Annotated in this window: 18 protein-coding genes and 1 tRNA gene; 6 read left to right on the top strand and 13 right to left on the bottom strand. The window is 39.4% G+C overall.

Annotated features, from left to right (window positions below):
- Positions 1-100 precede the first annotated feature (100 nt).
- The 4 genes from JK635_RS10985 to miaA all read right to left on the bottom strand — a co-directional run bounded on the left by JK635_RS10985 (position 101) and on the right by miaA (position 4,803).
- Positions 101-655 (bottom strand): hypothetical protein, encoded by a 555-nt coding sequence (locus tag JK635_RS10985; RefSeq protein ID WP_202653983.1) that lies wholly within the window; start codon positions 653-655, stop codon positions 101-103.
- Positions 656-2,491: 1,836 nt separating this feature from the next.
- Positions 2,492-3,442 (bottom strand): stage V sporulation protein K, encoded by a 951-nt coding sequence (gene spoVK / locus JK635_RS10980; RefSeq protein WP_202653982.1) that lies wholly within the window; start codon positions 3,440-3,442, stop codon positions 2,492-2,494.
- A gap of 146 nt (positions 3,443-3,588) precedes the next feature.
- The gene (hfq, locus tag JK635_RS10975; protein ID WP_202653981.1) at positions 3,589-3,819 is read right to left on the bottom strand and encodes an RNA chaperone Hfq; all 231 of its coding nucleotides are present in this window, start codon (positions 3,817-3,819) and stop codon (positions 3,589-3,591) included.
- Positions 3,820-3,846: 27 nt separating this feature from the next.
- Positions 3,847-4,803 carry a tRNA (adenosine(37)-N6)-dimethylallyltransferase MiaA gene (miaA, locus tag JK635_RS10970; RefSeq protein ID WP_202654332.1) on the bottom strand — a complete coding sequence of 319 codons (957 nt, stop codon included), beginning with the start codon at positions 4,801-4,803 and terminating at the stop codon, positions 3,847-3,849.
- A 320-nt stretch (positions 4,804-5,123) separates the two neighbouring features.
- Here miaA and mreBH point away from each other — a divergent pair, with 320 nt between their 5' ends.
- Positions 5,124-6,137, top strand: a complete 1,014-nt coding sequence (mreBH, locus tag JK635_RS10965; RefSeq protein ID WP_202653980.1) for a rod-share determining protein MreBH — start codon at positions 5,124-5,126, stop codon at positions 6,135-6,137.
- A gap of 321 nt (positions 6,138-6,458) precedes the next feature.
- On the opposite strand, the gene mutL is transcribed toward mreBH, so the two are convergent.
- Together mutL and mutS are read right to left on the bottom strand one after the other, a co-directional pair.
- Positions 6,459-8,372 carry a DNA mismatch repair endonuclease MutL gene (mutL, locus tag JK635_RS10960; protein ID WP_202653979.1) on the bottom strand — a complete coding sequence of 638 codons (1,914 nt, stop codon included), beginning with the start codon at positions 8,370-8,372 and terminating at the stop codon, positions 6,459-6,461.
- Positions 8,373-8,392: 20 nt separating this feature from the next.
- On the bottom strand, positions 8,393-11,017 hold the full coding sequence (gene mutS, locus JK635_RS10955; protein ID WP_202654331.1) for a DNA mismatch repair protein MutS: 2,625 nt from the start codon (positions 11,015-11,017) through the stop codon (positions 8,393-8,395).
- 201 nt (positions 11,018-11,218) lie between these two features.
- Here mutS and JK635_RS10950 point away from each other — a divergent pair, with 201 nt between their 5' ends.
- The 3 genes from JK635_RS10950 to JK635_RS10940 all read left to right on the top strand — a co-directional run bounded on the left by JK635_RS10950 (position 11,219) and on the right by JK635_RS10940 (position 12,913).
- A complete protein-coding gene (locus JK635_RS10950; RefSeq protein ID WP_202653978.1) occupies positions 11,219-11,956 on the top strand; it encodes a YwaF family protein in 738 nt (245 codons plus the stop codon).
- 224 nt (positions 11,957-12,180) lie between these two features.
- Positions 12,181-12,254 (top strand) — tRNA-Arg (locus JK635_RS10945).
- A gap of 236 nt (positions 12,255-12,490) precedes the next feature.
- Positions 12,491-12,913, top strand: coding sequence for a hypothetical protein (locus JK635_RS10940; protein WP_202653977.1), 423 nt, complete (start codon positions 12,491-12,493; stop codon positions 12,911-12,913).
- A gap of 206 nt (positions 12,914-13,119) precedes the next feature.
- Here the strand turns inward: JK635_RS10940 and glf are convergent, their stop codons facing one another.
- Both glf and JK635_RS10930 read right to left on the bottom strand, forming a co-directional pair.
- Positions 13,120-14,232: a UDP-galactopyranose mutase gene (gene glf, locus JK635_RS10935; protein WP_368857083.1), complete on the bottom strand. Its 1,113-nt coding sequence runs from the start codon at positions 14,230-14,232 to the stop codon at positions 13,120-13,122.
- Between the two features lie 49 nt (positions 14,233-14,281).
- A complete protein-coding gene (locus JK635_RS10930; protein ID WP_202653975.1) occupies positions 14,282-15,298 on the bottom strand; it encodes a glycosyltransferase family 2 protein in 1,017 nt (338 codons plus the stop codon).
- A 434-nt stretch (positions 15,299-15,732) separates the two neighbouring features.
- Here JK635_RS10930 and hpaB point away from each other — a divergent pair, with 434 nt between their 5' ends.
- Entirely contained in the window at positions 15,733-17,175 is a 1,443-nt protein-coding gene (gene hpaB / locus JK635_RS10925) for a 4-hydroxyphenylacetate 3-monooxygenase, oxygenase component (protein WP_202653974.1), read from the top strand.
- A gap of 18 nt (positions 17,176-17,193) precedes the next feature.
- Here hpaB and JK635_RS10920 read toward each other — a convergent pair whose 3' ends face one another.
- Positions 17,194-17,991 (bottom strand): ABC transporter ATP-binding protein, encoded by a 798-nt coding sequence (locus JK635_RS10920; protein ID WP_202653973.1) that lies wholly within the window; start codon positions 17,989-17,991, stop codon positions 17,194-17,196.
- 144 nt (positions 17,992-18,135) lie between these two features.
- Positions 18,136-18,603, bottom strand: a complete 468-nt coding sequence (locus JK635_RS10915; protein WP_202653972.1) for a flavin reductase family protein — start codon at positions 18,601-18,603, stop codon at positions 18,136-18,138.
- A gap of 211 nt (positions 18,604-18,814) precedes the next feature.
- Here JK635_RS10915 and JK635_RS10910 point away from each other — a divergent pair, with 211 nt between their 5' ends.
- Positions 18,815-19,369, top strand: coding sequence for a GNAT family N-acetyltransferase (locus JK635_RS10910; RefSeq protein ID WP_202653971.1), 555 nt, complete (start codon positions 18,815-18,817; stop codon positions 19,367-19,369).
- 8 nt (positions 19,370-19,377) lie between these two features.
- On the opposite strand, the gene JK635_RS10905 is transcribed toward JK635_RS10910, so the two are convergent.
- From JK635_RS10905 to JK635_RS10895, 3 genes are all read right to left on the bottom strand, one after another.
- Positions 19,378-19,578, bottom strand: a complete 201-nt coding sequence (locus JK635_RS10905; RefSeq protein ID WP_202653970.1) for a hypothetical protein — start codon at positions 19,576-19,578, stop codon at positions 19,378-19,380.
- Positions 19,579-19,662: 84 nt separating this feature from the next.
- Positions 19,663-20,208, bottom strand: coding sequence for an outer spore coat protein CotE (locus JK635_RS10900; protein ID WP_202653969.1), 546 nt, complete (start codon positions 20,206-20,208; stop codon positions 19,663-19,665).
- A 203-nt stretch (positions 20,209-20,411) separates the two neighbouring features.
- Positions 20,412-20,864 carry a YlbF/YmcA family competence regulator gene (locus JK635_RS10895; RefSeq protein ID WP_202653968.1) on the bottom strand — a complete coding sequence of 151 codons (453 nt, stop codon included), beginning with the start codon at positions 20,862-20,864 and terminating at the stop codon, positions 20,412-20,414.

Genomic DNA, 20,864 nt, shown 5'->3' with positions numbered 1-20,864 from the left:
TAAAAGGTTTAAGTCAAGTGTAATACCTAACCTAAACCTTAGAGTTTTCCTAAACAAAAATCCATGTATAATAATTTGGGAAAAATTCATTGAAAGATGGTTAGTTTTTCCACCAACCGTTTACTTCATATTCACATTTTATTAGGTAATAAGATAATTGAGCACCAATGGCTATTGCATTACCTTTTACTCCTAATTTTATTAGTTTTTTAGCTGCAAGTTTATATTGTCCATCAACAATATATGTTACGATAGAAGCTATTGCATTAACTGATAGAATTTCACCAATTCCATTTTTTATTTTTTTCTCAATACAACGATCTACTTTGATATCCATTGGTGAAATAATACTTTTGTCTCCTTTAGTAGGGATTAATCTACTCTGCATTAAACTCATATCCTGTTTTAATTGTTCTAACTCTGGACTTGAACCAAAATTGTCTTCGATCATTTTAAAATCTAACGTTAATAAATTTCCATTGCTATCTTTAATCGCCGCATCTTCAAAAATAAATTCTAGCTGTTCAGCCATTTCCTGAATCTGATTTTCCTCTGCTCTGCTAATTTCCTCAGCCCTTGCAATCGTAGAAAAAGAACTTCCGAATAAAGTAAGTACAAATGTTATTAATAAAATAGTTTTTAATCTTTTTTTCATTTTAATACCAATTCCTTTCACTTACTCAAGTGATAACAATACACATTTTATCTGTTTGTGCTCCTTGAGCGTATTTTTATTAATCTTGTGTCATCGGTGTTAACTCCAATTCCCGCGAAAATGTGTGGACATTTCTATTTATGAAATAATCCGATTTGTCATGCCCCATATTTAGTGAATAACTGTAAGTAATATTTCTGATATCCTCCTCTCTTATTTTATTATCAATTAATATATTACCATATAAAACCATTTTTTCAATTATTTAATATAATTTGAAAAAAACTAGGATTATGGTAATATAAGTTTATTAGATTCAAACATTAGGCATATTGAAACTCATACAATACTGCACCAGTATAGAACTTTATCGACTCTGAATTTAAGCGTCTCATTCCCTCCCTACTTCTTAAGGAAATTTAGCTTACCAGCAAAAATCTCATCAAAAAGATGGGCATCAAGGAAAAAAACGCCACTTAAAGTAATAGTAAAAGTGGGATAATCTATACAGCAAGGTATAACAAGTAAACTTTTTATAATTTTGATTATCGAGGAGGAATAGTTTGAAAGAGCGATGTACTTCATCATTAATAATATATGGGCATAGCAAAACAAACCTACCAAATAAGTAACTTGGAAAGGATTGTATTAATTTTTAGATTCTATACGTACGTAAGCTTATCGGGGATCTGATAACCTAGATTTTCTAGGAAACGTATTGCTATTTCTTCTGTTATCAGGGGGTAAGTTGGTTTTGGCCTAGACTCTATATTTTATAACTATTCTTTAAATGGCAAGTTTTATCCGGCATATGGTAAATAAAAATGAATATCTTGTATGCTATTGCAATAATTGCATTAATTCTCTTTCATTAAATTTTGTAACTTGGGCACAGCGAAAGGAATGATACTTAATATGAAGTTTCTTTATAAGAATATTATTTTATTTATATCAATATTTATAGTTTTGATTTTTTTTGATTACTATAGGGATAATACTTTTAATTGGCTTGAGAATATTATACAATCTTTACTCTTTGTTTTGATTTATAGTTTGTTTATGTGGTTGTTAGATAGTAATAAGAATAAATAATACCTGAATTATTCATACTTCCTTACAAGTGGAAAATTAAAGCCCTGCCTGGAAATTCTACGCCCCTTTGGTAATAATTCAGGGGGAGATCTCTGAATTATCGGAAATACCAAACTGTGGGCTTAGAAAAACTACTGTTTTTGGGTATACTTCCCCCTTGGTCTAAAAACAGGTTTAAAAAAAATGGCTGTTTTCGTATTGTTTGTAGTTTTTGCGGATTAACAGCGACCGTTCCTTTCCCAAACCTATTAAATAGCAATAAAGTTTACGAAAACAGCTTTCATTTTTTGGGTGCATAACTAATTTAGCTGGATTCCTTGATTGGTATGCATTTTTAGGTGATCAGAGAATTTTCATGAATAATTCAGGTAATAATATAAAAATCATTAGCAAACAGATTGACCTTAACAATATGATTTCGTAAACACCGACACCAATATCGATACCTAATTATTCTTAATCCAAAGTATGGACGAAAAAATATACAATTAGTATTGATATTGGTGTAAATACAACCAGTACTTTTCCAATACCTGATACAAGTATATGGAAATTAAAGAGACATCTCATGTCTAACCATTTGCAAATGATTGAGACTTTCCCATCAAAGATTTCTGAATCCCCAGATTAATGAGAAGAAAAATGATGCTTGAGCATTATATGATAGCCAGCGCTTTTGACGCTGGCCAGTAGAATTATATCTTTTGTGTTAAAAAAATTTGAAAGAGAATTAAGGGGTTGATCCTAACCATCTTCTTCAAATACCAGATCATTGCTCCTGATGGTCATTAAGTCATGACGGTCATAGCTGTTGAGCATTAATAGCCGCATCGCCTGGGCGCGAATCGACTTTTCAATGATATTCCGAACGTAGCGACCGTTGGAAAAACTGTTCGGACTTAAGACCGACTTTACCCAGATAAGGTGATCCTTTAACTTTTTTTCAGCCCCGTGACTTAGCATATACTCCCTTTCCACAAGCATTCGCGCCGAAATCTCCATTAGCTGATCGATATTGTAATCAGGAAAATCAATAACTAGGGGAAAGCGTGAATGGAGCCCCGGGTTCAATGATAAAAAGTAATCCATTTCCCGCGAATAGCCAGCAAGAATCAGGATGAATTCATGCTGCTTATCCTCCATATGCTTTACCAGCGTATCAATTGCTTCTTTTCCAAAATCCTTTTCTCCACCGCGTCCCAAGGAATAAGCCTCATCGATAAACAAGATTCCTCCCTGTGCCTTCTTAATCAAGTCTCTTGTCTTTTGCGCGGTATGACCGATATATTCACCAACAAGATCCGCTCGCTCCGCTTCAATTAGATGTCCTTTTGAGAGGACATTCATTTTTTGGAACAACTTTCCGATTAACCTGGCAACTGTTGTTTTTCCAGTACCGGGATTTCCTTTGAACATCATATGAAGCGCCTGCTTTTTGGCTTTTAAACCCATTTCCTCACGTTTTTTATTGACATAAATCCAGGCATAAATTTCTTTTATCATTCGTTTCATTTCTTCCATTCCAACTAATGCCTCAAGCTCCGCTTCAATTTCTTTAAGGGCCGAATGCTCAGGGGGAATGTCCTTTGGAGCAACTTGAAAGTCAGGTAAATCTTTCGTAATCGCTTTTCGTGTTTGGGAATTGAGAACAATGCTTATTTGTCCGTTGCTTTTCATGCGAATCGGTTGTTCCAAAGCTTTCACCTCTCAATCTGCGAACAACATGGCGAATTTTGCATAATCCTTCATTTTATTTGTATTCACAATTTGCTGAAATCATTATTATTTCCTAGATAAATAAAAAGAGCCCGAAAAAGGGGCTCAGGGTTCGTTCATCTATTTTATTGCTGTTCCAGTTCAAGCTGGACATTTCTTTGCGGGGCAAAGGTTGAAATCGCATGTTTAAACACTAATTGTTGTTTTCCCTCTGATTCAATTAGGACCGTAAAATTATCAAAGCCCTTAATTTGACCGCGCAATTGGAAACCATTCAGCAGAAAAACCGTAACATGAATATTTTCTTTTCGGCACTGATTTAAAAATTGATCCTGAATATTAATCGTCGTTTTCATTATATATATCCTCCTCTTTTATCTCTACTAATATGTATTCGATTTTACTTGAAGCTTTCCTTCAATATATTGTGAAATTTCCATTTCTTTTTTTGACAAATCGTTCACATTTGTTAGATCAAACCACTTTACCTCCATTTTATTCCGAAACCAGGTTAATTGTCTTTTAGCATAACGGCGCGAGTTTTGTTTTAACTTCTCGACAGCTTCTTCAAGTGAAATTTCACCGTCCAAATATTGATATATTTCTTTATAACCGATGGCCTGGATGGATTGACAGTTCCTCAAGCCCAGCTGATACAGCTGCTTAACCTCCTCTAAAAGTCCCTCCTCCATCATGGAATCAACGCGGGCATTAATTCGTTGATATAGCTGCTCCCGGTCCATCGTCAAGCCTACAACAGCAGCGTTGTACAGAATGTCGGCAGGGCCGATGTTTTCGAACTCGTTCCTTGGCTTACCCGCTTGATAATAAATTTCAAGAGCTCGAATGACTCTTCTAACATTATTTGGATGAATCGCTGCGGCACTAATCGGATCAACTTTCATTAACTCTTGATGTAACGCTTCATGCCCGATTTCCTTTGCTCTTTGTTCAAGCTCCTGCCGTAATTTTTCATCACCGGACACATCTGAAAAGCGATAATCATAAATAACCGACTGAATATAGAGTCCCGTGCCGCCAGCTATAATCGGCAGCTTTCCTCTTCCGGCGATCTCCGCTATTTCTTCGCGAACAAGCTGTTGAAATTCAGCGACGGAAAAACTTTCGTTTGGCTCCTTTATATCAATTAAATGATGGGGAATACCTTCCATTTCATCCTTTCTGATTTTAGCTGTACCGATATCCATCCTACGGTATATTTGCATCGAATCTCCGCTGATAATTTCACCATTAAAACGTTTTGCCATTGCAACACTTAGCTTTGTTTTTCCTACAGCTGTAGGTCCGATGATGACCAGTAACTTTTGCTTTAGATTCAATCTTTTCACACTGCCTCTTGTTTATTTTCAATGGGAAAAATATTCCGTTACTCATATCGTAACATAAAATTAAAAAGCAGTTGAACATCAAATAAGTATATACAATAATTTCGGTTTCTATGCGTGATTTGATTTATTTTTACGATTCTGTATCAAAATTAGAAATCCTTTCCTGCTTGATTACATTTCCTTGACGGTTTATTTACAATCTACATTCTACCCTCAAAACCATGTTAACCTTGTTCGTATGTTATTTTGTAAAAACACGAATGTCAGCAACAAGACAATTTTTGCAAAAAAATATGAAAAAAGGTGAAAGTATGTTATCAGGATTTGATATTGGAATTGATCTCGGAACAGCAAATATTTTGGTATATAGCAAGAATAAAGGAATTGTGTTCAACGAGCCCTCGGTTGTTGCCATTGATACGGTTACAAAAAATGTCGTAGCGGTTGGCTCGGAAGCGAAAGAAATGATTGGTAAGACTCCGGAAAAAATTGTTGCACTCCGTCCCTTAAAGGATGGAGTTATTGCTGACTTTGATGTAACAACTGAAATGGTCAAGCTGGTGATGCGAAAGGCTTCAAAAAAAGCAGGGATTTCACTGCGTAAGCCGAATGTTGTCGTTTGCTCTCCGTCCGGTTCTACCAGCGTCGAAAGGAGAGCCATTCAGGATGCCATCAGAAATGCCGGTGCAAAAAAAATAACCATGATTGAAGAGCCTGTTGCTGCAGCGATTGGTGCCGGATTGCCGGTCGATGAACCAGTTGCTAATGTAGTGGTTGATATCGGCGGCGGTAATACCGAGGTGGCAATTATTTCCTTTGGTGGTGTCGTTGCCTATCATTCCATTAAAATTGGCGGTGACCGTCTCGATGATGATATTGTTCAATACGTCCGTAAAGAATACAATGTTTTAATCGGTGAAAGAACTGCTGAAAATATAAAGATAGAGATCGGCTATGCCCTTGTAGATCACGCGGAGGCCTTTATGGACGTCCGCGGTCGTGACCTAGTAACGGGTTTGCCGAAAACCGTAACTCTATCGTCCTATGAAATTAGGGATGCAATGAAGGAAGCATTACTGCATATTTTGGAAGCTGTCCGCGCGACATTAGAGGATTGTCCCGCTGAGATGAGCGGAGATATCGTTGACCGCGGGGTGATTTTAACTGGGGGCGGCTCCCTGTTAAAAGGGATGGAAGAGTGGCTAAGCAAGGAAATCTTTGTTCCCGTTCAGCTTGCCGAAAACCCGTTGGAGTCGGTAGTACTTGGTACCGGAAAAACGCTGAAATATGTAGATAAGATTGTAGCTGCAACTGCCACGAAATAAGTAGGATTGGCTTGATGAAGGACTGTTCTTCTATTTTTGGATAACGTTTTGTCCTTCATTAGCTTGATGAAAGACAGTTGTATTGTTTTTAAACATTGTTTTGTCTTTCATTCACTTAATGAAGGACAGTTTTCTGGGGTTTAACTGCAGTTTTGTCTTTCATCCGCCTTTTGAAGGTCGGCTGCCTTGTGTTCAAACGCCTTTTTGACTTTCATCGGTCTTTGTGGGTCATTCCCCATGTTTTTAAGCAATGTGTCTCTCATCAATGCCATGAAAAAAAGGAAGTCCGATTACGCAAATTGGACTTCCTTTTTTAATCATTTACATCACGCGTTTGAACATCTTTTCCATCTCATAAATCGAGTAGTGGATGATGATCGGTCGGCCATGTGGGCAGGTAAAGGGATCCGACGCCTTTCGCAAATCATCGAGCAGCGTTTGAATTTCATCATTACGCAAATGGCGGTTGGCTTTAATCGAGGCCTTGCAACTCATCATGATTGCTGCTTCTTCCCGCAGTTTCTTGATGTCAACCTTTTTCATCGCTAATAACTGTTCAATCATTTCCTCGATAATCTCCTTTTCCTCACCCTTTGGGAACCATTGGGGATGAGCACGAATGATAAAGCTGTTCACCCCGAATTCCTCCAAAAACACCCCCACCTTCTCCAGTTCGGCCCGGTGTTCGATAATCTTCAAATACTCATCCGTAGAATATTCAAAAGTTAAAGGAACCAGCATTTCCTGTAATTCGGAGGCAACCTGTCCCACTTTTTCACGAAAATATTCATATTTTAACCGTTCCTGGGCTGCATGCTGATCAATGATATATAAACCATTTTCGTTTTGAGCGAAAATATAGGTTCCATGCATTTGCCCGATTGGATACATACGCGGCACACGGCTTTCCTCTTGTTTGGCTATGGTTGGTACTTCGGGTTCACCAAACGGTTGAAAATCCTCGATTGCCGGCCCGCTATGAAAAATAGGCTCCCCATTTGACCATGCCTGTTCTTGGTGATGGCTATCAACCGGATCAGGACTCGTTAATTCCAGTTCACAAAAGCCCGGTTCTTCTTCCTTTTTGCTAACAGATGTCCCCAGATTGGGCTGCTCCTCACGCAATACCGCCGCAGATTCCATCGCTGCAGACGGCTTAGATTGTGGTGTCCCTTCATTAAGATCCAAAGCGGTCTGTTCGGAAACCTCAATTTCTTTTTTCACAGAAGAATAGGCAGTTGGAATGAGGATCTTGGATTTAAATACATTTTTTATCGTTTCCGAGACCAATTGATTGAGATCAGCCTCTTTACTAATCCTCACTTCCATTTTCGCTGGGTGAACATTCACATCGACCAGCAGCGGATCCATTTCAATATTTAACAGCACAATCGGATAGCGGCCGATCGGCAGTAATGTATGATAGCCATCCTGAATGGCTTTAACAAGCGGATAATTTTTAATGAACCTGCCATTAATCATCGTCGAAATATAATTTCGCGATGCCCTAGTCACCTCAGGCATTGAGGCGTAGCCGCTGATTTTAAAATCCAATGACTCTGCAAAAATAGGAACAAGTTGCTTAGCTATACTCATTCCATAAATGGCGGCAAGTACTTGACGAACATCACCATTGCCGCTTGTTTGCAGCAGCTTCCGCTCATTATGGATTAACCGAAAGGCGACATCGGGATGGGCCAGTGCCAACCGGTTGACGACGTCGGTAATATTCCCAAGCTCAGTATGAATTGTCTTCATATACTTAAGCCGGGCCGGAGTATTGTAGAACAAATCAGTAACGGTGATGTCGGTCCCTCTTCTGCTTGTAGTTTTTTCAAACGTGACCACCTTGCCGCCTTCGATGACCACAAGACTACCAGGCCCTTCCCCCGTGGAGGTCTTCATTTCAAGTTTGGAAACAGAAGCGATACTTGGCAGAGCCTCACCGCGAAAGCCAAGTGTGCGAATCCGGAATAAATCCGTTTCGTCTTTGATTTTACTGGTCGCATGGCGTTGAAACGCCAGCAGGACATCATCTTCTTCAATGCCATTGCCATTATCAATAATCCGGATTTTTGCCAAACCGGCCTCTTCTACCTCAATTTCGATCACGGTACTTCCGGCATCTACGGCATTTTCCACCAATTCTTTTACAACTGAGGCGGGGCGTTCGACTACTTCTCCCGCCGCTATTTTATTAGAAAGGACATCATCTAATTGAATGATTTTCCCCATATTTTCCGCCTCCTAACTTTTCAGCCTTTTAACTTTTTGTGTAGCTCATACAACATGTTAATTGCCTGAAGCGGTGTGACATCTAATAAGTCCAGTTCGCGGATTTTATCCAGCACCTTTTTCTCCTTGGAGGAAAATTCCGGTTTCTTAACTTCCTTCGGTTCATCAAAAAAGGATAACTGGGCAGCCTGTTCAGAAAAATTCTCGACCTGTACAGCTGGTTCACTAGGTTTTACTGCTTCCTTCACGGTTGGAACCGTCTCCACTGGAGACTGTTCAAGGGCTGATAGTATTTCATTGGCGCGGTCGATTACTTCCTTTGGCAAATCGGCTAACTGGGCAACATGGATTCCATAACTTTTGTCGGTTGGACCCTGTTTAATTTTATGAAGGAACACTACCTTGCCATGATGTTCAATCGCACTGACATGAATATTTTTCAATTTACTAAGCTCTTTTTCTAAAACTGTTAGCTCATGATAGTGGGTTGAAAATAAGGTTTTCGCGCCAATTCGGTTATGAATATATTCGATAATTGCCTGTGCCAATGCCATGCCATCATAGGTCGAGGTTCCGCGACCGATTTCATCGAATAAAATTAAGCTGTTTTGCGTAGCATAAGCAATCGCATTCTTTGCTTCCAGCATTTCCACCATGAAGGTACTTTGACCGGAAATTAAATCATCAGCCGCACCGATGCGTGTAAATACCTGGTCAAAGATGGGCAGGACCGCCTCACTTGCGGGAACGTAACAGCCAATTTGCGCTAAAATCGCCATTAAGGCAATTTGCCGCATATACGTACTCTTACCGGACATATTTGGCCCTGTAATCAATAGAATTTCCCGTTCGCTGTCCATATAGCAATCATTGGGAACGTACTCCTGTGAGTTCAGCACCTTCTCCACCACCGGATGCCGGCCATCTTTAATGACGACCCGGCGCTCGGCAGAAAATTGTGGTTTAATATAGCGGCGGTCTTCACTCACCTGGGCAAAGCATTGCAGAACATCAAGCTCGCTGACGACCTTGGCAAGCGCCTGCAAGCGGGGAATATACTCCTTAACAATTTCCCGTATTTCCGTGAATAAATCATATTCGAGTTCGCTGATTTTTTCTTCTGCTTGTAAAATTAACGCTTCTTTTTCTTTTAATTCCGGGGTAATAAAGCGCTCGGCATTCGTCAGTGTTTGCTTCCGTTCATATCTGCCCTCTTCTAAAAGATGAAGGTTGGCCCTAGTAACCTCAATATAGTAGCCGAATACCCGGTTATAGCCGACTTTCAATGACTTAATTCCGGTCTTCTCCCGTTCTTCCCGTTCCAGTTGAGCAATCCATGTCTTGCCGTTGCGGCTGGCATCGCGATATTGATCCAGCTGTTCATTATATCCGTCACAAATGATGTTTCCTTCCTTTAACGAGATTGGAGGATTTTCGACAATTGCCCGCTCCAATAAGTCCGTGACTTCTTCGCACGGATCAAGACCTTCCGCCACTTCGTTCATTTTTTCATTTTTCATGTTTAATAATATTTGCTTTAACGATGGCACTTGCATCAAGGAGCGTTTCAACTGTACTAAATCGCGAGCATTGACATTGCCAAAGGCAACACGGCCAGCCAACCGTTCTAAATCATACACTTCCTTTAATTTATCCCGCAGTTCTTGACGTTCAAAATAATGGTTAAGAAATACAGCGACCAATTCATGACGATGCTCAATTTTTTCACGATCAATTAACGGCCGGTCGATCCAGTGCTTTAACATCCGGCCGCCCATCGCCGTAATCGTTTCATCCAGGAGCCATAGCAATGACCCTTTCTTTCCTTTTGAACGGATCGTTTCCGTCAGTTCGAGATTCCGTTTGGAATAATAATCAATTTTCATATACTGATGAATTTGATAGGTGGCAACGGGCTGCAAATGGTCAAGACTTCTCTTTTGGGAACGAAACAAATAATTCAGCAGCCTTGCGGAAGTTTGCTTTAATTTTTCCTGATTGAGTTGTTCCAGCAGTTGGGCAAATTGAAATTCTACGGAACTATTATCCTCAAATGAAATGACCAATACATCGCGTTCCCGCAGTTTTTGCTGCAGCTCGCCGGGAAAGTCGCTTGCAACGACAACTTCCTTAGCCCCTAAAACAGCGATCTCATTCAACACTTCTTCAAAATGATTGGAAAGCAGGGTTACTCTGTTTTCTCCGGTAGAAATATCAGTGTAAGCTAAACCATATGTCCGATCTTCAAAGGCGGTGACCGAAGCAATATAGTTGTTCTCTTTTTCGGCTAGTCCTTTGCCTTCCATCATCGTTCCCGGGGTGATTAGCTGAATGACTTCCCGCTTTACCATGCCCTTTGCTTTTTTAGGGTCTTCCATTTGTTCACAAATCGCCACTTTATAGCCTTTGGAAATAAGCTGTTCAATATAATTGGAAGCGGAATGATAAGGAACGCCGCACATTGGAATTCGTTCCTCCGCCCCGCCGTCACGTCCAGTCAAAGTAATTTCTAATTCCTGTGAAGCTTTGATCGCATCATCAAAAAACATTTCGTAAAAGTCGCCTAAGCGAAAAAATAAAAAGGCATCCGGATAATCTGCCTTAACTGATAAATATTGCTGTATCATTGGCGTGTAAGCTGTCATCATGACCCTCCACTGCTTTAAATTCTTCGAGTATCTTCGACAATCTATTATAACATAAACTGAGCTTACATTATGAGAATGAAAAATCTTCTTTAAGTGAATAGGCCGATGAGACATATAAATGCAGAAATTAATGTCGTAATATTCAGATTCAATTTCTTTCCATTACATGCTATGATTTTATTAGGGATGGTGGGCAATATGGAGTGGTTTGGCGGCAGCTATAAGGAAAATCCATTTATAATGTTTTCTGCTAATCATCTTATTATGTTAGCATTTCTCTTGATCATTTCGGCTTGGATTTTTTTATTTCGGACAAAACTAAGAGCGAAGGATTGGCGTTCTAGCGAAATTGGATTAGCGATATTGCTCACTCTTTTTGAAGTTACCTACCATGTCTGGTTGATCCGAAATAGAATCTGGCATGTCAGTGACTCGCTTCCATTAGAATTATGCAGCATTAGTTTACTTTTAACGATTATTTTGTTATTAACCAAGAAAAAATGGGTTTATGAAATTCTGTTATTCACTGGGCTATTGGGGGCAACTCAAGCATTAGTTACACCACTCTTGTATTATGATTTCCCACATTTTCGCTTTTTGCATTTCTTTTTTACTCATTTTATGATGATTTGGGTGCCGTTGTATTTTACCTGGGTGAAAGGCTATCGGCCGACCATCTGGTCTGTGGTAAAACTGCTGTTGTTTTTGAATGTGTTACTGCCGATAATCATGGCCGTTAATAAACTGGTGAACGGCAATTATATGTTTTTACGCCATAAGCCAGAGAGTGCCAGCTTGCTGGACTATTTAGGACCTTATCCTAACTATATTTTTTCGATGGAAGGACTGCTTATTGCCTTAAGTTTACTCATTTGGCTGCTATTTCGAAAAAAAGCAGGAAATAAACCGATTCGTCCAAAGGGTCTTCCCCGTTAAAAATTTTTATTTGACGTTTCCGGGCTAACTCTTTATAATAGATAACGTTCCATTAATAAGTTCATATTTGTCCTAGTAGCTCAGTTGGATAGAGCACGATCGAAATTGCTGCCCTGACTTTGCTACAGCGTACTGATCGAGCCGCTCCTTGAGTAGTCTTTCTGAGATCAGGACGACAAAGAACAAGGTATTAGTGAAACAAAAAGTTAATAAATTATTATCATGTCCTAGTAGCTCAGTTGGATAGAGCAACAGTTTCCTAAACTGTAGGTCGGAGGTTCGAATCCTCTCTGGGACGTCACTGAAACCCTTGCATTGCGAGGGTTTTTCTATTTTTTGTATTAAATTTCACTATTATCCTTCACTCCAAGTATTCTTCCCTTAGCACACACCTTGTTTTTTCTGTCCACATTTTAAAAGGTACTTGTGTTATCATAAGAGTGGGACTCTATGGGAGAGTATCAAGAATCCAAACGAGGAAACATGAAAGATATCATTTAAATAAATAAATTTAAATATGAGGAGGAATAAGAAATGACTGTAGAACAAATGTTCGAACGGCTTTTGAAGGAAATCACTGGGGTAAAGGATGATCTTGGTACTGTTAAAAATGATCTCGTTGCTGTTAAGGATGAACTTGGTACTGTTAAAAATGATCTCGTTGCTGTTAAGGATGAACTTGGTACTGTTAAAAATGATCTCGTTGCCGTTAAGGGTGAACTTGATACTGTTAAATCTCAACTCGATGAAAACACAGAATTGATAAAAGCTGTAATCCACCGACAAGAGGAAACAAACGCAAAGTTAGAATCTCTTTCAATGGATGTTCATAAAGTGCACGGCGAACTAACCTCCTTAAAAGAAGGTCAAGAACGACAAGATAAGATTCTCGAATCATTGGCCTTGCGTTCACTTGAACAAGAAACAGAACTTCGTGAATTAAAAAGAGTAAAATAAAAAAGAATTGGACCGTTCGAAAATATTATGGCATGCCCGTAGAAAGTAACTTGCACGCGTTGATGCGTGTTTTTATTTTATACAAACAACAAACAGGAGAGAAAAATTACGTACAGAAATTTATTATAAGAAGAATTGAAAAATGGCTCATAACCACCCTTTCATTCAAGGGTGGTTATGATTTGATGTGGGATGGCCGTTGGACATTAGCCTCGTCCCAATACTTCCTTTGCTTTTTGTAAAGCAAACTCGACAACATTGTCCATATCGTAATATTTATATTCGGCTAACCGGCCGCCAAAAATGACGTTGCTCTCGGCATTCGCCAGCGCCTTATATTCTTGATATAGGGCGCTGTTTTTTTTATCATTGACAGGATAGTAAGGCTCATCGCCGCGCTTCCATTCAACGCTGTACTCACGACTGATGACGGTTTTAGGCTGTGTGCCAAATTCAAAGTGCTTATGCTCAATGATACGGGTATATGGGGTCTCGCGATCAGTATAATTGACGACCGCATTGCCCTGGAAGTTGGACATGTCGACAATCTCAGTTTCAAACTGTAAACTTCGGTATTCCAAAACTCCAAATTGATAGTCAAAATAAGCATCAATCGGGCCCGTGTAAACCACCTTATCGGCAATGCTGTCCCATTTATCTTTGGCGGCCAAATAGTCTGTATTGAGTACCACTTCAATTCCTTCGATCATCCGCTCTACCATCGCGGTATAGCCGCCAATCGGTATGCCCTGATATAGAGCGTTAAAGTAGTTATTATCGTAGGTAAATCGAACCGGCAGCCTGCGGATAATAAAGGCCGGAAGTTCATGGCATGGGCGCCCCCACTGCTTTTCGGTGTAGCCGCGAATTAATTTTTCATAAATATCAAGTCCAACAAGATTAATCGCCTGCTCCTCTAAATTTTGTGGCTGCTCCACATAATTGGCACGGCGCTGCTCGTCAATTTTCCGCTTAGCTTCTTCCGGTGTTACTACGCCCCACATTTTGTTAAAGGTATTCATATTAAATGGCAAATTGTATATTTCGCCATGGAAATTGGCCACCGGGCTATTGGTATAGCGGTTAAATTCGGCAAATTGGTTAACAAATTCCCATACTGCTTTATTATTCGTATGAAAAATATGGGCTCCATATTTGTGGACCTGAATACCTTCCATTTTTTCAGTATAGATATTTCCTGCAATATGACCGCGTTTATCAATGATGAGGCAGGATTTTCCGGCTTTTTTCGCTTCATGGGCAAACACCGCACCATAAAGACCAGCACCAACAATTAAAAAATCATATTTACTATTCAATAAGATCATTCTCCAAACAAATAGTTAAGCTATTTTTTATTTTTGACTGTTAATTAAAGCCCACCATTTTTTGTGATATTTTGTATGCTCCGACAGAGATGCTGCGACCAACCCGGCCGGGTAAATTAATCATTTGTCCCATAATACCGTATTTGAGACTATGGTAAAGCAGTAAATCCTTTTCCTTAATATAGTTCCACAATTCTTTTTTCTTTTTCAGATTCTCTTTTGTTCCTGAACGTATTAACAAAATAGCAGACACGACGGTCACAATTTCCAAATGGTGGAGCAAATACTGACGAAGCTTTGGATTTTCAATACTTTCAATTTGTACCTGCTCAATCATTAACTTATTTACTTTGATCTGTTGATCGATTCTTTTGATCATGACACTTTCATGAACCGATTGGTCTTCCCTACCGATAAAATAGCGATAAAAATCGACATTGAGATAATACATTCTCTTAACATGCGGAAGCGGAACATAAACAAACAAGTTGTCTACATAGAAGGTGTGTTTTGGCAGTTCTAACCCGCAATCTCTTAATAGTTGAGTTCGGTAGATAACAGAATGCATTAAAATATATTGTCCTTTACGAAAATTCCTAATCTCATTCCAGGTAAAAACCTTTCCTTCAGGAAGAACATTTTCATATTTCATCACTTTTTTATAATGTGTACCTTCTTTTTCATAAACAAAATTGCTGATGATCATATCAACCATTTTTTGTTCCGTTACAAATTCACTAATTTTTTGCAAGAGTTTAAGATACGCTCTAGTATCTACCCAGTCATCACTATCGACGACCTTTAGATAGCGTCCGGTTGCATTACGGATACCGGCATTTACGGCTTCACCGTGTCCACCGTTTTCCTGGTGAACCGCCTTTACAATCGTGGGATATTTTTTTGCATATTCATTGGCAATTTCAGCTGTTTGGTCAACGGAACCATCATTTATAATCAACAGCTCTACGTTTTCCCCACCTGGTAGAAGCGATTCTATACAATACCTCATATATTCTTGTGAATTATAGCAAGGAATGACTACAGATAATAATTTCATATTTTCCCAACCTTTACTATTTCTATTAAATCCCTTCATTTAAGAAGGTTTCCAAATATATAAATCGAAAATTTTATTTTAAATGATTTATGTCCTATACGATTAATCCATAGGATAATAATACACCGTTTGCAAAAAAGTAACACGTTTATACAATAGAATAACAGGAAATGCATAATCTTGGAATACTTGGACTAATTTTGTTCCATAATATTATTGTACCCTTTTATATTATACTATGATATTTGGTTTTTTTGTTAGTCACATTTTACCTTTGCCTTGGCTGCTTTTTCTCGGTATACCCGATATGAAAAGTACCCACAGCCCTTTATGACACTCTCCGCTATTATGTTGGCACCAGTCGCTAAGTGATCCAATAAAATAAAACTAGCTATATCATTATAAAATGACCAGAAGTGATAAGGAGTGGTTATATGGGAGCCATTAACGGAAAGGAATTTATTGAGCGGATTGACTGGCTTCATGCAAATATTTGGCTTGACGGCAAAAAAATAGACGGAAAAATTTCTGAGCATCCCGCCTTTAGGGGACTTCTCCAAAGTAAAGCATCCCTTTACGACCTACAGCATTTACCGCACCTCAAACGCAAATTAACCTATATTTCCCCAGAAACAGGCGAAACGATTGGGCTCTCTTATTTACAACCAAAATCATGTGAAGATTTAATGAAAAGACGAACGATGATGGAAATTTGGGCGAGACATACCCATGGGTTGATGGGAAGAAGCCCGGATTATATGAATTCAGTTGTGATGGCTTTTGCCTCTTCTGCAGGCGCTTTGGAAGGCAAGGAAAACTGTTTTCCCGATAATATTCGCTCCCTGTATAAACGGGCTAGAGAAAACGACTTATCATTTACCCACACCTTTATAACTCCTCAGGTGAACCGCTCTCAGATTAATCTAGATTTTTCAACAGAGCCGATTTCGGCACGTGTAATAGATAAAAATAATCAAGGGATTATTGTAAAAGGAGCCCGCCTGTTGGCGACACAGGGCGGTTTGACCGATGAAGTGCTGGTTTATGCTGCCGGGGGATTTTTTAATGAAGCGGAGGCCTTTGCTTTCTCTATCCCTACAAATACAAATGGGTTAAAGTTTATTTGCCGGGAATCGTTTGTGGGTGGAGATTCTTCCTACAATTATCCGCTCAGCTCGCGTTATGAAGAAATGGACACCATTCTCGTTTTCGACAACGTCTTGGTTCCATGGGACCGGGTCTTTTTTTACGATAATATCGATGCGGCCAATGATTTCATCCAGCAAAGCTCTTTCCATCATTTTGCCACCCACCAGGCCGTGACAAGGCAAATCGTAAAAACAGAATTTATCCTAGGGCTGGCCGGGCTTTTGGTCGAGACAATCAATGTCAGCAGCTATCAACATATACAAGAGAAACTGTCTGAGATCATTATTGGCCTGGAAACGATGAAGGCCCTATTAATCAAGTCGGAAGTAGAGGCAGAAATAGATCAATGGGGATATATGCGGCCCAGTATGACAGCACTGCAAGTTGCAAGCAATATTTTTCCAAGAATCTATCCGCGCTTTAGTGAAATTATTCAATTAATCGGGGCAAGCGGAATGGTGACCTTGCCGACAGAAGAAGATTTTAAATCAATGATTCGAACAGATTTGGACCAATATCTTCAAGGTTCCTGTCGATCTGCTGAGGACCGGGTAAAAATCTTCCGCCTTGCCTGGGAATTGACGATGAGCTCCTTTGGTACCAGGCAAACCCAATATGAAAGATATTTTTTTGGGGACCCCATACGGCTTTCCAGTCTGCTTTACAAAACCTACCCAATCGAGCAACATATTACGCAAGTCACCGACTTTTTAAAAATTGCAGATTAACAGCACCATGTGATCTATTCACATGGTGCCAGAAACTACCTGCTTTTTGGATAGTAAGGGTCTATTATTCTCCCAAATGACATTTACCGGAATATCGAAGTAACTGGAAAGCTGCTCGCTTGACAGCATTTCTCTCGTATTTCCGGCAGCGAATACTTGTCCTTTTTTTAACAATAGGGTTTTGTTGAAAACAGGCAATATTTCTTCGACATGATGGGTGACATAAATGATCGTCGGCGCCTTCGGTTTGGCGGCAATTCTTTCGATAGATTCCAACAATTGTTCCCGGGCAATAAAGTCCAAGCCGTTTGTCGGTTCATCGAGAATGAGCAGAGACGGATCTGCCATTAAGGCCCGGGCTATTTGCACCCGTTGTTTTTCCCCCTGTGAAAGTGTTTCATATCGTCGGTTGGCATAATCGTTACATCCCAACTCCTCGAGCAATGCACCTGCCTTTTGTCTCATTTCATCAGTAGGTATTTCATAGAGACCAATGGAGGCAAATGCCCCGCTTAAGGTGACTTCAAAGGCATTATCATTTGGATATAATTTATCCTGCAATGATGAGGAAACAAAACCAATTTGCTTGCGAAGCTTCTCGCCTAAGTAAGTTTTCCCAAATTCCATCCCAAGAACGGTGATCTTTCCTCTGGTAGGAAAATGATAAGCATTTAGTAAATTTAAAATGGCGGTTTTCCCGGAACCATTTAAGCCGAATAACACCCAATGTTCTCCTTGCTTTATTTCCCAGTTAATATTTTCTAAGATCCATTGCCCGTCCCGTTTTAAAGAAACATCCTCTAGCTGTAAAACCATTGCCATTCTCCTCTCAACTGATAGAACTATATCCTATATGGTATCAAAATTTTCAAAAAATAAAAATGAAGAATCTTGATTTTTCATATATACAAGAAATACCAGCAAACACTCAGGGTTATGCTGGCATTTCTCAAACGCGAACTATTCTTTTGCTAATTGTCTGTATTTCCCACTAAAATAAATAAGCGGTTCTGAATCTTCCATATGAATGTTTGTCACTTTCCCAATAAATAGCGTGTGATCTCCCTCTTTGTGGGCAGCAGATACTTCACAGGTTATTTGCGCAATGGCACCTGGTAAAACAGGAGCATCACCAAGGCGGTTAAATACAATATTCCTGTCTTCCTGCTTCATTTGTCCGGCAAATATCATCGACATTTCTTTTTGATCAGCTGCTAGAATATTTACCGAGAACTTGTTGCTTTCTGTAATTTTACCAAGCATTTGCGCTCTTTCGTCAATCGAGATAACTACTAGTTTTGGGTGTAATGATACAGACATAAAGGCATTCGCGGTCATCCCATGAACATGACCCTCCACCTCTGTTAATACCACGGTTACTCCGGTGGCAAATTTTCCCATTGCATTGCGAAATTGACGATCATCCAATTTATATACTCCTCCTTAGCGGCAAATTCATTGTTTTACTTCTATATTATCAGAAAGGCGTGAATAAACAATTAATTTTTATTTTTCTTATGGGTGTTATGAGAAACTCTTCGTTCTCAAAATAACAAGACTAACTAAAATAAAGGAATCTCTTTATTTTTATGACCTGCCAATATACACTAGAAGAAGGACTTGAATTGGAGGTGACAAAGTGACGTTCCCTATTTTAGACACTAAAAGATTAAAATTAATTGAAATTACCCATTATCATTTGGACAGCATATTCACTATTTTATCAATGGAAGAAGTGACTAAATACTACGGAACCGATCCGTTGACATTACCGGCAGAGGCCACAAAATTAATTGATATGTATCATAAAAATTTTATCGACAAACGGGGAATCCGCTGGGGAATAAAATTAAAGGAAAACCAACAGATTATTGGTACGATTGGCTTAAATGGACTTCAGTTAAAAAACAAACGAGCTGAAGTCGGGTATGAACTCCATCCGGCGTATTGGCGGCAAGGATATACGACAGAAGCGTTAAAAGAAGTGCTTTCCTTTAGTTTTCGGCAGCTGGGATTACATCGGGTTGGAGCATTTGTTTACCCAGATAACATCATTTCTCTAAATCTCCTGCAGAAGTTCGGCTTCACCAATGAAGGTTTGCTCCGCGGCTATATGTATCAAAATAATCAATTTCATGATACTTACGTCCTGTCGTTGTTAAAGGATGAATGGGAAAATAGCCAGGAAGGCTAGCCTGGCTTTTATTCTTCAAAATAATTTTTAAATTCCTTGGGGTTCTTTGCTGCCTTGCCTTGACAATAAGGATTATGTTCAGTTACATTTTCCGCATCAAGATTTGTCTTTATAACCAACATCGGTTCTGAAGGTTTTTCGACAATCAGGCGATCCGTAAGTTGATTAAAATCAGGAAGATTTTTATTTCCAGGCTGTCTTGGTTCCATGTTCATGCACCTCCTATTATTAAGGTGCATACGTTTCATATTTTTTATGAAAAAAACTAGGAAGCAAAAACCTCCTAGTTATCATTATTCTTCTTCACCGCCGACAAGGAAATCCGGGTTTAGTTCTTCGAATTCTTCATCGTCAACATCCATTCCCCAATCTTCTTCCTCTTCTTTACAGCCATCCGGATTGACACGAACACAAACCTTTGTCTCTCCGATGACTTCGACGAGGAACTCCCTTTCTACATGGACGATAATTCTGTTGCCGTTCGGGGAAATAACCGCTTCGCAGGTATTGGGCTGCTGCAGTACTTTAGCGACAATTTCGTTATCATCCAGGCTATCGTTGTCACGATACTTTAACTTAATGACATCGGTATATTGAACACGTTCGGTAACAACCTCTGTTTTGGTATTATCATTAAAAGAGTACCAAACGTTGATGTCATAGGAGCCATGGATCTCTACTGTTTTGCCAACTTTTTTCGCGTTGTATTTATGGTTGATAACCCAACAGCCAAGTATGCTCGATGGATTATGTGCCGGGCTAATCGTATGATTGGACTGAGTATATTTACGTCCTTTCGCGACTACGGCCTTCGCAAATATCTCTCTGTATTCTCCCATTTCGCGCGAACCTCCTCATTTCTGTTTCATTTCATCCTATGCGAATGTCTAGACTAGTGTGAGTTGATTTTTTTCTAAATACTGGCTAAAAGTTTAGTCAAGACATTTTATGCAGGATAAATAGAGGTGTTCCGCTTCATCATTAGGCAGAATATGCTGGGAGATGAAAATAAACCAGGCTTTTAACAGCCTGGTTTACATGATTAATGTTCGTGGTCACAATCTCCGTGACCGTCACATGAACCGCCGCTTTTGATGCTAGCGCCAGTTTCGCCGCGCAAGACGTCGCCACCGGTAGAAATAATGATTTCGTCCGTTACCGTATTGGAAATGGTTGAAGCAATGAGTTGCAGCAGTTCATTGACTTCAAGCTGTGATTGCTTAAATTCCTGAACAATGGGGATCTCATCCAATTCCTTTTCAATTTCCGCAATTTTTTCCTCAACCTTTTTTAAAGCTTCCAGTTTGCCGTAATGCTGAAGATTGACTGCTTGTTTTTGCAGTCCTTTGATATCAGCAATTAATGTTTTCACCTTTGGATTTTCATGAATATGGGCTTCTGCTCGCTTAAAAAAGTCCACTTCATCCGTTTCCGCAATCATTCGTGCTAATTCCGCAGCACGAGCGACGATATCGTCTTTTGTATATTTCGCCAC

The sequence above is a fragment of the Neobacillus paridis genome, assembly GCF_016765675.1.
GTDB classification, from domain to species: Bacteria; Bacillota; Bacilli; order Bacillales; family Cytobacillaceae; genus Neobacillus; species Neobacillus paridis.
This window is presented reverse-complemented; position numbering and strand designations above follow the sequence as displayed.

What these genes read in the sequence shown, in the direction of transcription:
- JK635_RS10985 (WP_202653983.1), bottom strand. Translation starts at nt 655, where the DNA reads ATGAAAAAAAGATTAAAAACTATTTTATTAATAACATTTGTACTTACT.
- hfq (WP_202653981.1), bottom strand. Translation starts at nt 3,819, where the DNA reads ATGAAAACGACGATTAATATTCAGGATCAATTTTTAAATCAGTGCCGA.
- mreBH (WP_202653980.1), top strand. Translation starts at nt 5,124, where the DNA reads ATGTTATCAGGATTTGATATTGGAATTGATCTCGGAACAGCAAATATT.
- mutL (WP_202653979.1), bottom strand. Translation starts at nt 8,372, where the DNA reads ATGGGGAAAATCATTCAATTAGATGATGTCCTTTCTAATAAAATAGCG.
- mutS (WP_202654331.1), bottom strand. Translation starts at nt 11,017, where the DNA reads ATGACAGCTTACACGCCAATGATACAGCAATATTTATCAGTTAAGGCA.
- JK635_RS10950 (WP_202653978.1), top strand. Translation starts at nt 11,219, where the DNA reads ATGGAGTGGTTTGGCGGCAGCTATAAGGAAAATCCATTTATAATGTTT.
- JK635_RS10940 (WP_202653977.1), top strand. Translation starts at nt 12,491, where the DNA reads ATGACTGTAGAACAAATGTTCGAACGGCTTTTGAAGGAAATCACTGGG.
- JK635_RS10930 (WP_202653975.1), bottom strand. Translation starts at nt 15,298, where the DNA reads ATGAAATTATTATCTGTAGTCATTCCTTGCTATAATTCACAAGAATAT.
- hpaB (WP_202653974.1), top strand. Translation starts at nt 15,733, where the DNA reads ATGGGAGCCATTAACGGAAAGGAATTTATTGAGCGGATTGACTGGCTT.
- JK635_RS10920 (WP_202653973.1), bottom strand. Translation starts at nt 17,991, where the DNA reads ATGGTTTTACAGCTAGAGGATGTTTCTTTAAAACGGGACGGGCAATGG.
- JK635_RS10905 (WP_202653970.1), bottom strand. Translation starts at nt 19,578, where the DNA reads ATGGAACCAAGACAGCCTGGAAATAAAAATCTTCCTGATTTTAATCAA.
- JK635_RS10900 (WP_202653969.1), bottom strand. Translation starts at nt 20,208, where the DNA reads ATGGGAGAATACAGAGAGATATTTGCGAAGGCCGTAGTCGCGAAAGGA.